This window comes from Tolypothrix bouteillei VB521301 (assembly GCF_000760695.4).
Lineage (GTDB): Bacteria > Cyanobacteriota > Cyanobacteriia > Cyanobacteriales > Nostocaceae > Scytonema > Scytonema bouteillei_A.
The window spans coordinates 2104920-2118504 of record NZ_JHEG04000001.1 but is presented as its reverse complement, the minus strand read 5'-3'; the positions used below and the strand labels follow the sequence as shown (position 1 = coordinate 2118504).

The 13585-nt window shown below is 42.5% G+C and carries 9 protein-coding genes and 1 pseudogene; 7 read left to right on the top strand and 3 right to left on the bottom strand.

All coding sequences use genetic code 11. The annotated features are described in order from the left end of the window. Nucleotides 1-150: 150 nt before the first annotated feature. From HC643_RS08510 to HC643_RS08495, 4 genes and pseudogenes are all read left to right on the top strand, one after another. Complete coding sequence (locus HC643_RS08510; RefSeq protein WP_038088221.1) at nucleotides 151-1128, top strand: cysteine synthase A; 978 nt, start codon at nucleotides 151-153, stop codon at nucleotides 1126-1128. Then, a pseudogene (locus HC643_RS08505) lies at nucleotides 1125-1435 on the top strand ((2Fe-2S) ferredoxin domain-containing protein). The gene HC643_RS08510 and the pseudogene HC643_RS08505 overlap by 4 nt, the downstream one beginning before the upstream one ends. Nucleotides 1436-1509: 74 nt before the next feature. Next, nucleotides 1510-2478 (top strand): DUF5331 domain-containing protein, encoded by a 969-nt coding sequence (locus HC643_RS08500; protein ID WP_050046272.1) that lies wholly within the window; start codon nucleotides 1510-1512, stop codon nucleotides 2476-2478. Between the two features lie 128 nt (nucleotides 2479-2606). Continuing rightward, the gene (locus HC643_RS08495) at nucleotides 2607-3935 is read left to right on the top strand and encodes a flavin monoamine oxidase family protein (protein WP_038088223.1); all 1329 of its coding nucleotides are present in this window, start codon (nucleotides 2607-2609) and stop codon (nucleotides 3933-3935) included. A 16-nt stretch (nucleotides 3936-3951) separates the two neighbouring features. Here the strand turns inward: HC643_RS08495 and ygfZ are convergent, their stop codons facing one another. After that, nucleotides 3952-4959, bottom strand: a complete 1008-nt coding sequence (gene ygfZ, locus HC643_RS08490) for a CAF17-like 4Fe-4S cluster assembly/insertion protein YgfZ (protein ID WP_038088245.1) — start codon at nucleotides 4957-4959, stop codon at nucleotides 3952-3954. A 125-nt stretch (nucleotides 4960-5084) separates the two neighbouring features. Between ygfZ and HC643_RS08485 the strand changes: the two genes are divergently transcribed. After that, a complete protein-coding gene (locus HC643_RS08485; protein WP_153021517.1) occupies nucleotides 5085-5234 on the top strand; it encodes a hypothetical protein in 150 nt (49 codons plus the stop codon). 740 nt (nucleotides 5235-5974) lie between these two features. Beyond that, nucleotides 5975-10114: a non-ribosomal peptide synthetase gene (locus HC643_RS08480; protein ID WP_038088226.1), complete on the top strand. Its 4140-nt coding sequence runs from the start codon at nucleotides 5975-5977 to the stop codon at nucleotides 10112-10114. 129 nt (nucleotides 10115-10243) lie between these two features. On the opposite strand, the gene HC643_RS08475 is transcribed toward HC643_RS08480, so the two are convergent. Then, on the bottom strand, nucleotides 10244-10729 hold the full coding sequence (locus tag HC643_RS08475) for a hypothetical protein (RefSeq protein ID WP_038088231.1): 486 nt from the start codon (nucleotides 10727-10729) through the stop codon (nucleotides 10244-10246). Nucleotides 10730-10892: 163 nt separating this feature from the next. Between HC643_RS08475 and HC643_RS08470 the strand changes: the two genes are divergently transcribed. Further along, complete coding sequence (locus HC643_RS08470; RefSeq protein ID WP_038088234.1) at nucleotides 10893-12764, top strand: serine/threonine protein kinase; 1872 nt, start codon at nucleotides 10893-10895, stop codon at nucleotides 12762-12764. Nucleotides 12765-12997: 233 nt separating this feature from the next. Here HC643_RS08470 and HC643_RS08465 read toward each other — a convergent pair whose 3' ends face one another. Further along, the gene (locus HC643_RS08465; RefSeq protein WP_038088247.1) at nucleotides 12998-13546 is read right to left on the bottom strand and encodes a hypothetical protein; all 549 of its coding nucleotides are present in this window, start codon (nucleotides 13544-13546) and stop codon (nucleotides 12998-13000) included. Between the last annotated feature and the right edge of the window lie 39 nt (nucleotides 13547-13585).

Genomic DNA, 13585 nt, shown 5'->3' with positions numbered 1-13585 from the left:
TCTGTTACTGATGGTTGCCTTATTTCCGCACCACCCGTACTGCACAGGTACGGTAAATCCCCACCATACCTGATTTTTGGTGGGCTAAAGCCCTACCCACAGTACTGAAAAATTTTTTAGAAATGAAAACCGAATGCGAGTTAATTTAACATGGATATTAAAAATGGTTTTGTAGGTGCTGTAGGGAACACACCACTGATTCGACTGAACAGTTTCTGTGAAGAAACCGGCTGCGAAATCCTGGGTAAGGCAGAATTTCTTAACCCTGGTGGTTCTGTAAAAGACAGAGCCGCACTGTACATTATTAAAGATGCTGAAGAAAAAGGATTAATTAAACCCGGTGGTACAGTCGTAGAAGGCACAGCAGGGAATACAGGTATTGGACTGGCACATATTTGTAACGCTAAAGGCTACAAATGCCTCATTATTATTCCCAACACCCAGTCCCAAGAAAAGATGGATGCTTTGCGGGCGTTAGGCGCAGAAGTTCGCCCCGTTCCTGCAGTACCCTATAAAGATCCAAACAACTACGTTAAACTCTCTGGCAGAGTAGCCTCGGAGATGGAAAATGCTATTTGGGCAAATCAGTTTGATAACTTAGCAAATCGCCGCGCTCATTATGAAACGACAGGACCGGAAATTTGGTCGCAAACAGACGGTAAAGTTGATGCTTGGGTATCTGCAACAGGGACTGGAGGAACCTTTGCGGGTGTAGCAATGTACTTAAAGGAAAAAAATCCAGCTATCAAGTGTGTTGTCGCCGATCCCATGGGAAGTGGATTGTACAGCTATATCAAGACAGGTGAAATCAAGATTGAGGGGAACTCTATCACGGAGGGAATTGGGAACAGTCGCATCACTGCTAATATGGAAGACGCACCAGCGGATGATGCGATCCAAGTTGACGATCGCGAAGCCTTGAGAGTTGTTTACCAGTTGTTGCGAAAAGATGGCATATTCATGGGGGGTTCTACAGGTATTAACGTTGGTGCTGCTGTTGCTTTAGCTAAACGAATGGGACCGGGACATACCATTGTCACCATTTTATGTGATAGCGGTTCTCGTTACCAATCGCGGATCTTCAATACTGAATGGTTGGAATCGAAAGGCTTGGCTGTTAATTTATGACTCAACCGCTAACGCCACAATCCGATTCTTCTAAATGCATCCGGGTTTGCCAAAACCGCGCCTGTCGCAAGCAAGGTGCAGCAAAAGTTTTAGCCGCGTTTGAAGCCAGGTTAATTCCTGGAGTCACGGTGTCCGGTTGTGGTTGTTTGGGACAGTGTGGTAACGGACCTATAGTTCTGGTATTACCCGAAAGGATTTGGTACCGAGGTGTCCGTCCCCATGAAGTACCTCTACTGGTAGAACAACACCAGCATAGTTTAAAAGAGTGACACATATGCTCTATTATCGATTTCAAGAACATAGTTAGTCATTAGTGGTTGGTCGTTAGTGGTTAAAACAACTAACCACTAGCCACTAACCATTAACCACTAACACCTTTCAATGAATATTCAGCAAATTCGCCAGTCTTTGAAACTCAAGTGGGTGAATTACTACTACAAAAATCGTTCGTGGCTGGTAAAAGTACGAGTGTGGGGAACGTATGATGGATTGCGTCGCCCTTCCTCTAGTTTTATTTTGGCAACTCTGTCTGTTTTGGAACCCCAACTTGAGCAGCTTCTTCCTTTTCTTATAGAACTGAATAACGATCCAGATGAAATTGTGTCAGCTTTGGGTCTTAACTTTAACCCTGAGGAGCATTTACACTTAATTCCTTTGGATGAATCTGAGGTAGCTAGCCCAAGTTCCAATATTTTTTTACAAGAGAAATTACTGCATGGAAAATCTCTAAACCCCAGTGTAGCTGCCACGGAAGTAGAAAGCAAACACCAATCTGTAACTTCCTTTGAAGTAACGACTGAAATATTATATGGCGATCGTCCTCTAACTTCCAATGACATTGCCATCAATGAAGAAAGCCAAAACCACTCTTTACCATTAGGGAATTTTAATGTTTCTCCCAAAATAGAAAGTGAAAGCCATACAGTACCATCAGTTGCAGTTACGGCTTCCCCTGTAAAAAGCAAAAATATATCAATTCCATGGTTTTCCTATTTTTCCAAGGAGGTAACGCTTCAAGGCAAATTTTTTCGCTCTGTTGATGTCCCCACAGAATTGGAAGTTAAAAGAAATTACGTATCTTCTGTTGCAGTTGCTACGCCTGACCGGACAAGCAGTCTTCATCGCGTACCAACTCTTGCGCTTTTTGATAGAGAAGGGCAAAGAAATTGTGAATCACACTTTACCATCGATAACGATGGGGAAAGCAAAAGCCCGTTTGTGACGATACCGCAGGAAGACAGTCATCAACAAGAGAATTTAGTGTCAACACGTCGAGTTCGTCATCTAGCTAATTGGATAGATGACTTTTGCCAAGGTAAGAGTTGGAGCGCGGAAGAGGTTAGGGAATAGGGAGAAGGGAGAGGGGGAGACACGGGAGAAGCCTCTCCCAATTGGGAATGTTTTCAAGTATTTTTAGGTGAGGACTGCGGGAGAACATTTCTGTTTAATCCAAAATCTAAAATCAAAAAAAATTAATAATGAATATTAATGTAAATGTCGCAATTGTAGGTGCAGGTATTTCCGGTTTAAGTGCGGCTTGGGAACTTTACAAATTAGGTATTGAATCTTTAATCGTATTAGAAGCAAGTTCGCGAGTTGGTGGACGGACTCTCAATCATCCGCTAACATCGGGAGGTTATGTCGAACAAGGTGGGACTTGGGTGGGACCTACTCAAACAGCTTTGCTTGCTTTGGCTGCAGAAATGGGCATAACCACGAAGAGAGGAAAGTTTGAAGGTCAAACTCTTTATGGCTTTCGGCAAAAATGGACAATGCTGGAAGCATCTCCAACATTAGCATCAGACATTGCCCAACAGGATTTTGCTCGAGCCATGGCAAAGTTTGAAGCTTTATGCTTGACAGTTCCAGTAGAAACCCCTTGGGATTCTCCTGACGCTGAAGCATTAGACTCCATAACAATGGGTGATTGGATTGAGCAAAACACAGTCACAGATGAAGCAAAAGCTTGGTTTGAGGGATGTGTGCGCCAAATTTTAAGTGGCGATCCGAATCAAGTTTCCTTTTTATGGATGCTGCATTTTGTCCATACGGCGGGATTTTACGATCTTCTAGAAACGGCTGAGGAGTTTTGCTTGGTTGGAGGGACACAGCAAATTTCCTTGAAGATCGCAGAACGTTTGGGCGAGAGGGTTGTGCTCAGTGCTCCTGTCACTGAAATATCTGGTTACGATGGCTCTACTGTTCAACTGGTTTCAGAGTACGGGGTTATCCGCGCTCAACAGGTTATAGTGGCAATGATGCCCAAAAGTATAGCTGATATTAAATTTTCTCCTCCCCTACCTTTGGGACACCGCCAACTCATTGAAGGGTGGAAAACAATGAGTTGGGTAAAAATCCACGCTGTTTACGAAAAACCCTTTTGGCAGGGAAAAATTGCCACCGGTCACTTTCTCAGCGTCGATACCAAAATTGAGGTTATTGATATTTCACCAGAAGACGGGAGCAAAGGAGTCATTGTTGGATTGCTAGCTCCCGATTATTCCCATTTAGCAGAGTCCGAGCGTCAAGAGATTTTCTTGGCGTTTCTCGGGCAAACTTTTGGTGAGGCTGCACAACGACCTTTAGAATTAGTGGAGTTTGATTGGAATACTCAACCTTGGATTGGTGGATGTATTTCTGCACTCCCACCTGGTTTGCTTACTGCGGTGGGTTCTGTCCTGAATAGTCCTGTAGGTAAAATTCATTGGGCTGGTACAGAACGTTCTAGCATTTGGGTTAACTATATTGAGGGTGCTATTCGAGCTGGACAAAAAGCTGCTCTCGATGTTCTCAAAAATAAAGTATAGAAGTGGAAAGCAAACCTTATACCTGTGGATATTCCTGAGAAACAAAAGGTACTTCAACTATTTCACCCTCGACATTTCCCACAGAAACTTTTAAACCCGCACCACCAGCCTTGGTGCGAATGTAGCCCAGCCCAAAATGACCGTCAAGAGTTTCCGTGTAACTTGTTAGCTTACCAACTTTTTCATTTCCAATGGTAATCGGACTTCCTAATTCAGCCGGGGCGGTGAGACGTATACCCCAAAGATGCTGTTTGACGCCTTTGTAAGTGTTTAAGCGGGCGATTGTTTCTTGTCCTATGTAACAACCTTTGTCAAAAGAAATAGTCTGCCACAATCCTACCTCTAGGGGGTTGTAATCTTCAGTAAGTTCTTGGTCTGGGGCTGGGCGTCCTTGTAATATCCGCAACATATTCCAAGCGCGATCGCTTAACGTTACCGCTCCATTTTCAACAAGTTGGTTCCAGACCTTCTCTTTGTCAGCAATTGGTAAAATCAAAGTATATCCAGGAGAAGCCAAACCACTTCCAACAGCAACTACAAGACTTTTGTCTTCTCTATCGGCAATGGAAATGAGTATATGGGTTCCGTAAGGTTGACCAACAATCGCCCCAGCCCCTAGCTTTTCCATCGCAGCGTCACTTTTTGGTCCAAAGACACTCAAGCTAGCGGTTTCATCAGTCACATCTGTTAATTGCACCTTATCAGCAAAGAAGATGTAGCGATCCAACCATTGCATCAAAAATTCGCGGCGATTTGGGGAAACTAGTAATAATACTGCATCCTCTTGAATATACACTGTTACTAAATCGAGGGTGCGAGCGGTAGAATTGACAAAAACTGTGTCGCAGCCTTGTCCTGGTTTCAACTGTTGAATGTTATTAGTGCTTTGATTGTGCAAAAAGCGAAGGCGGTCATCATCAGAGATTTTTATACGTCCCCACGAGGTGCGATCGCACACTGCAAGCCCTTCTTGCACTGCTTTGATAGCTGCTGCATCATTGACGTCAATTGCAGATGTAGCCATAGTGATGAAGAGTTCCGCTTTGTCATGATTTTGCCATGAAGATCTTATCAGATCTGGGTTTTCCAGTTCAATAGTCGATTGAATGCTCGGCAAGCAAATCAGTACTTACGTATTATTTATATATTTTGGCAAGCCATTCATTTTGCACGACTACTTATGTTATGGTTTGCGATCGCGCCCTTCAGCTAGACGCTAGACAGCGTGAATGGTTCGCTTTGAAGAAATTCGATCGCCACTGGCTAGCACAGTCAATTGCAAACTTATTAAGTCGCTAAACTGCCAATTGATAACAAGAGAATACGAGCGAGATTTTTTATAACAATTCTCAATCATTCAAAAAAAGTTATATATAGATAGGACGGTATCTACCAATAGATGGATGTCACTGGTAATGCCCGCTATCGAGCAAAAATGACAGCATCAATTGCTATCAGCTTGAATCTGAATTCTAAGAAAATTCTTAATCATATTTAGTAAAAAAATTATAAATTATTTGTGGAAAATACTATAATGAGCAAAGATTTCATACATTGGGTCATCATAATACTGCGTAAGCAACATCCAAGACATAACTTGCGGTGAGTTATTTTGTTGCGATAAAAACTTATAACTTAAAGTTGGAAGTGGCTTATTCTACCTTGGTTTGGGAATAATGCAAGAATGTTTTATGTTAACTATCTTAAGGAGTATTTAGATTATAAAAAATAATTGGATAACAAAACAGTCATAAGATTGTAACTTTTTAAGCTACATAATAAGATAAGAAATCAGCAAGTCTTCACATAATTTATTTTAAAAGAATAAATTAGTTTTCTAAATTCAAAGAGGAACATACATGATGCAACATTAGTCGAAAACTTAGTGTTCCCAATTTCCAAAAAATTTTTGGAGAGAATATTTTTTGACTCAAATTGTCATTTATCTAGGTGCTACTTTGCACTGATAAATGTCTTGTCTAAATCGTCTTTGAAGATCTATTAGCCTGAAGTTAAGCTGAGAATATAGAGGGTAAATAATGAAAGATATCAACCAAAATATCACCGCTCTTTCACCAGCCAAAAAGACACAAACCAAGCTAGAGTTTCAAAATAATGCAAATTTTGACCAAAAACTGAATAATGTTAGAAAAACCGAGCAAGAATTAGCACCTCTCTCTTTTGCCCAGCAACGGCTGTGGTTTTTAAGCCAGTTGGAGCAAAATCATTCTGTATATCACGTTGTAAAAGCTTTCCAATTGCGTGGGAACCTAAATGTATCGGTACTGCAACAGGCTTTAGATACAGTTGTAGTTCATCATGAAGCTTTACGAACTAAATTCATAATACAAAATGGCAATCCCTTACAGGTTGTTACTGAACCTCGTTCAGTGGAACTAAAAGTTATAGATTTGAAGAACGCTTTAGAAGAAAACGATACCAGCTTTGTACAAAAGTTGCTACACAAGGAGGCGCACCGTCCCTTCAACTTGACATCAGATTTGATGTTACGCGCCTGTTTGATACAACGCTCGCCACAAGAACATATTCTGCTACTCGTCATGCATCAGATAGCTGCTGATGATTGGTCAATGAGTGTTCTTTTAGAGCAGTTGGCAAAACTCTACAAAGCCTTCGTAAATAAAAAGCCCAGTCCTTTGTCAGACCCAGCCATTCATTATATTGATTTTGCAGTTTGGCAACGACAATGGCTTTCCGATGAAGTACTAGAAAAGCAATTGAAATATTGGAAACAGCAGTTAGCAGGTGCAGTTCCCGTACTGGAATTACCTGCAGATAGACCTCGACCACCTGTCCAAACATATCAAGGTGCAAGAGAAAGTTTTATACTTCCCGAGAAATTATTGCAAGCACTTGCTAAACTCTCACAAAGAGAGGGTGTAACGCTTTTCATGACATTGCTAGCGGTATTTCAGACTTTGCTTTATCGCTATACCAAACAAACAGACATTTTAGTTGGTTCTCCAGTAGCGGGTCGAAATTTACCAGAAATAGAGAATTCAATCGGATTTTTTGCCAATACTCTGGTGCTACGCACTGATATGTCGGGTAACCCCAGTTTTCGAGAACTGTTGCAAAGGGTGCGTTCGGTGGCAATGTCTGCTTATACTAATCAAGAGTTGCCTATTGATAAACTTATAGATGAACTTCAACCAGAGAGATCGCTCTCCTATCATCCCCTGTTCCAGGTGATGTTTGTTTTACAAAACACATCGAAGCAAACATTGGATTTACCGGAGATCGCCTCAACTCCTTTCGATTGGGAAAACATAGCTTCTAAATTTGATTTAAATCTCTCCATTGCTGAAACAGAACAGGGATTGCGAGGATTTTGGGAATACAACACCGATCTGTTTGATGCTCCTACAATTCAACGTATGAGCGGGCATTTCCAAACGCTGCTAGAGGGAATTGTTGCCAATCCAGAGCAGCCTTTAAGCGAATTGCCACTGCTAACAGCAACCGAGCGCCATCAATTGCTTGTTGAATGGAATAACAATCAAGCAGACTATTCTCAAGAACAGTGCATACACGAGTTGTTTGAACAAAGAGTAGAGCAAAATCCGAATGCGATCGCTCTGATGTTTGAAAACGAGCAACTGACCTATCGGCAATTAAATCATCGAGCAAACCAGTTAGCACGCTATTTAAAGGCGTTGGGTGTCGGACCTGAGGTACTCGTTGGCATTTATTTGGAACGTTCTCTAGAAATGGTCGTGGGACTGTTGGGAATTCTCAAAGCCGGTGGGGCGTATGTACCTTTAGACCCAACGTATCCTAAAGAGCGTTTGGCTTTCATGCTGGAAAATTCTCAGCCTCTAGTATTGTTGACTCAGGAAAGTCTAAAAACAGAGATCTGCGATTTTACAGAAAAAGTAGTTTGTTTGGATACAGATTGCCGATTCATTGCCCAACAATCGGAAGAAAATTTAAACCAAACAGCAACACCTGCAAACTTAGCCTACGTTATTTATACTTCTGGCTCAACCGGAAAACCAAAGGGTGTTCAAGTAACACACGCAAATTTGTGTCATTACGCACAAGCAATGGCAAGAGCACTCGGGATTGCACCTGAAGATATCTATCTCCACACGGCATCGATTGCGTTTTCTTCGTCTGTCAGACAGTTAATGGTACCTTTAGCTCAAGGCGCAACTGTCAAAATTGCTACTTCGGAACAGAGGAAAGACCCAAGAGCGCTTTTTGAGGCTATTAAACAACACAATGTCACGGCGATCGATATCGTCCCCTCTTACTGGCGCAACTGCATTCACGCATTAACTCACCTCGACCCTGAGAAACGAGAATTTCTACTGGACAACAAATTACGCCTGATCGTGTCTGCAAGCGAACCGCTACTCTCTGATGTTCCCGCACAGTGGAAGCTTGGTTTCCAGCATGGCGCACGATTAATTAATATGTTTGGTCAAACGGAAACCTGTGGAATTGTTGCAACATATCCCATTCCATCGCAACAAAACAATCGCGTCAAAATTGTTCCCCTTGGGCGTCCGATTGCCAATACACAAATTTATTTGCTAGACGAACACATGCAACCTGTTCCCATTGGTGTCCCTGGAGAACTGCACATCGGTGGCTTGGGTTTGGCGCGAGGCTATCTCAACCGACCGGACCTTACAGAGGAAAAATTTATCCCCGACCCCTTTAGTCAAAAAGAAGGGGCGCGTCTGTACAAAACAGGGGATTTAGCGCGTCATTTACCTGATGGTAATATTGAATTTATTGGACGCAGAGATTACCAAGTAAAAATACGGGGCTTTAGGATAGAATTAGGTGAGGTAGAGGCTGTTTTAAACCAACATCCCACCGTAGTACAGACAGCAGTTGTTGCATGCGTTGATGCTCTCGGCGATAAACGTTTGGTAGCTTACGTTGTACCCAATAAAGAACTCGAAGTTGTCACAAGTGACTTGCGTAGCTTCTTAAAAGAAAAGTTACCTGAGTACATGGTACCTTCAGCTTTTGTGTTACTTGAAGCACTACCTCTTACTCCTAGTGGAAAAGTCAATCGCGCTGCTCTTCCAGCACATGATTTCTCAAAACTTGATTTAGAAGCAAACTTTGTTGCTCCACGAGATAAGTTAGAACAACAAATCGCACAAATTTGGGAAGAAGTTTTACACCGCCAACCGATTGGTATTCGAGATAATTTCTTTGACTTGGGAGGACATTCCTTACTCGCAGTCCAGTTATTTGCTCAGATAGAACAAAAATTTGGCAAAAAACTTCCTTTAGCCACTCTCTTTCAATCGGGAACTGTGGAAGCTCTTGCTACGATGCTTCGTTTTTCAGAAGAACAAGCAGGTGCTACTTCAGAAAACGAAACAGACACATCTTGGTCCTCCTTAGTCAAAATACAACCCTACGGTTCCAAGGCTCCTTTGTTCTTAGCCCATCCTCTTGGCGGAGAAGTTCTGTGTTATCGAACCTTAGCTATGCATTTGGGAAAGGACCGACCCGTTTATGGGTTGCAACCACAAGGGCTAGATGGAAAACAAGCTCTTTACACTCAAATTGAAGAGATGGCAGCCCACTATATTAAAGAAATTCAGATGATACAGCCCAAAGGACCTTATTACTTGGGAGGATATTCATTTGGAGGTGTTGTCGCTTTTGAGATGGCCCAGCAACTCCACAAGCAAGGTGAAAAAGTAGCAATTCTTGCCATGCTTGATACTATTCGTCCGGGTTCCGAGCGCCGATTATCTTTCCGTTATCGAGTTCTCGAGCATCTAGAGAATTTCTCTCAAGAAGGAATGGTTTACCTACAGCACAAGCTTGTCGGTTGGCGCGATTGGATTGGGTTTCACATCCAGTACAAGTATAAAAAGTTGATGGGTATTCCCGAGCCTTCCCCCAAAGAGGACAAACATTTAGAGATCATGGATGCCAACTCTAAAGCCCTCAATCAATACACTTTCCAAACTTATCCCGGTTGCATGACTCTCTTGCGGACTTCTGATAAGCACCGAGACGAAGCTACAGGTATGCAGTACGACCCGTTGTTTGGGTGGGGTGAGTTGGTACAGGGAGGAATAGATATCCAGCAGATCCCTGGTTCTCACTATACCTTGTTGGAAGAACCTCATGTTGGGGAACTAGTCGAGAAATTAAAAAACTGTTTGGAAAATTCATAATTCTTAAAGATTTTGGCAACTAGAGACTAAAGTAGGGTTGGCATTGCCAACCCTACTTTAGTTGTAAGGAAAGCGGAGCCTCTGAAGACGGCTCCCCAGGTCGGGAACAAGAAGTTCCAAGTCCCCAGTCTACTGAGGTAAATTTGCAAACACCGCTTCAACAACCTGCTTAGTCTTAGTTTCTAACATTTGCCAGTCCACATCACCCATTTCATCGATTAGACTGGTATCTATCTCAACTTTTTCACTTCCGGGTATGTAGTTACGAAAACACACTTGATAACATAGTTCCCACAAATCAATACTGACTTTTTGCTCTTGACGCTGCAGGCACAAATGATATCCTGGATGGGGCATGGGTAGAACGGAGAGAGTTTCTCTGATTTCCAAGGCTTGCTCTGGTGTTGCAGCTTCCAGGTCTTGCAGGAGCTTAGTCACTATAGCTTGAGTCTCATCGGTAGTGCCATTCGGCCAAATCAAGACATCTTGATAAGTTCCTGTCCAAGAAGATACATCAAGCAGCTTGCGAATATTATCGACTACTCGAATAAAAGCTGGTTGCATGAGGATTTCTGCCTGCTGCCATGCGACTGAGTCATTTATTTTAGGTGGCATTGGAATTTACAAAGGTTATTGAAAGAAAAATTAACAACGTGTATTTATTAAAAAACTGCGTTTGACATCCAAATCTTTTCCCAAGATAGCGGATTTTATCAAGGAATATTTGGAGATATTTATTACGCTCTTTTAAATTGGGTGTGAACACTGGGGAGTGAAAATGATAGGCAAGCTACTAGATCACCGTTACCAAGTCATTAAAGTCCTTGCTACAGGAGGCTTTGGTGAAACATATATTGCTAAAGATACCAAGCGACCGGGCAACCCCGTCTGCGTTGTCAAGCACTTAAAGCCTGCGAGTTCTGACTCCAAAGTGTTTGACACTGCCCGACGGCTGTTCCATAGCGAAGCCGAAACTTTAGAAAAATTGGGCAATCACAACCAAATACCCCGGCTTTTAGCTTATTTTGATGAAAACCAAGAATTTTATTTAGTACAAGAATTTGTTGAAGGACATCCACTCAGCGATGAGTTACAGCCGAACCGTCGCTGGAGCGAGAGCCAAGTTATCGCGATGCTACAAGAAGTTCTTGGTATCTTAAAATTTGTCCACGGTCAAGGCGTTATTCACCGTGACATCAAACCAGATAATATCATCCGGCGCTCTTCAGATGGCAAATTAGTTTTAGTGGATTTTGGGGCAGTCAAGCAATTACGCGTCTCTTCTGGATACTCCCCCCATACACAATTGTTTACCGTCGCGGGAAACCAGTCTGCCACAGTAGCTATTGGAACTCCCGGTTATATGCCCACAGAACAAGGACAGGGCAAACCCCGCCCCAACAGCGATCTTTACTCCTTAGGTATTATTGCCATTCAAGCACTTACAGGCGTTGCGCCAATGGAGTTACAAGAAGACACCTACACGGGGGAAATCTTATGGCAGCATTTGGTTCCCGTCAGCAACAATTTGGAAGCGGTTTTAAGCAAGATGGTGCGATATCATTTCAAAGATCGCTACCAAAGTGCATCAGAAGCCCTACAAGCATTACATTTGTTTGCTCCAGCATCTTCAACACCTGTAGAATACGTTAACAATTCTACAAGCTACCAAGCCGTCAAGTATTCATCTCCTGAATCCAGACAAAAAACGATCGCTGTAGCCCCATTGAATCGCGTTGCTCGTTCACCAGTAGAAGCAGCACCTAAATCAACACCCAAAAATTCTAACGGACCGGACTTACTACAGCTAACAATCTTAGCTCTTTTAGCAGGTGGTGCGGCTGCGATTACCCCAGCTGTGGTCAAAAACGTTCAAAACGTTGCCTCTAATTTTTCTGATAATAGTAGTACAACAGCATCATCACAAATTTGCTTGGCTGTTATTAAAGAAAATTCAAATATTCGTTCTGAACCCAGTAACCTTTCTGATAGCGTTATAAAAACTATTACAGAAGATAGTACTTTTGAAGTAACAGGTTTGCGAACAAAGCGCGGTTGGGTACAAGTTAAACTCGATCCTAAAACCTCCGGTTGGGCGGATTCCGATGTTATTAAAAATAACGAACTTTGGGTTGATTGCTTGCGCGACAAGGGAATTGCAGTAAAAACAGAAGATGATGACGATTTGATTACAGTCCGCCCCGCACCCAAGGCGAAATCAAAACCAGCCGTAAAGCCAAGTCTTTCATCTTCAGAAGATTTACTGGACAAATTACAGGGGAAATCTCCTGAAAATTCTAAAGTTTTAGAACAAGCAAGAAAGAAATACGAATCGGGAGATTTGCAGGGAGCGATCGCATTACTTAAATCTGTGACTTCTAACGCTCCTGCTGTCAAAGAGACAACAGAAATGGTAGCTCAATGGCAGAAAGATTGGGCAAAAGCAGAAGCTTTATTTAAAGATATCGATACAGCGATTGGCGAAGGACAATGGGATAAAGTTTTGGGGTATAAAAACGATCCAGAAAAACTACCCAATATCCAGTATTGGCGAGATAAAATCGAGCCACTCTTTAAACAGGCTGCTGATAATTTAGACAAACAGGAACCTGCTAAAACCAACCCTCAAGAATCGAATGGAGAGCGCTAATGGTTAATGGCTAATGGCTAATGGCTGATGGTTAATGGAAAACTGAAAATTATATGTGAAGTCCTGTATGGTGGGCAATGCCCAAAGCTACTTTTCCTACTTTTGCAGCAGATCCCGCATGGAAAACCTGCGTAAGAGGATGTCTCTCCCCTATGTGTTTTTAATTAGGATGGCGATCGCAATTAGCAATTAGCCATCAGCTATTAGCCATTAGCAATTAGCCATTAGCAATTTTATTTTTTCACTGGTTGAGGTGCGGTGGGTCGCTCTAAAGCAGCCGTAAAAAAGTAAACGCGATCGCAATATTGGCTTTGGCTGGAGCAAACAGCTTCAACAGCAACATTGGAAACATTGCTCACATCAACAGCTAAGGTAGCCGATTGACCTGGGGCGACGGTGCGGTTCTCCGCTTGTCTGCCGTCTAGGTAGACTTTAACGTCAACACTTGTATTATTTGTGCTGTTATCGCGCATTCCAAATCCTAAATTTAAAGTCTGAAACACGGGTTGAGGACGGTTTTGTGGTTTGATGTTGCAGGTTAGTGAAGCCGAGCGATAACCGGGTCCTAAATAAAATTGACTTGTATAAACTGCTCGTCCTATAGAAACATCTACATTTTGCTCGCGAGCAGTGCCAAGCCCGCTGTTAACACATCTGGCATTCAGCAGGGGTACAGGTCGCTGTGCTTTTTGTGCTCGAGCACTTTCTTCAGTCATACTGGTAACTAAAGATATAAGTACGGTAGTGGCGATCGCTGAAGCAATTAAACTTGTTTTTTGCATTTCTGTCTGATTAGTAAAGTCGCGGCAATAGCAATAGGG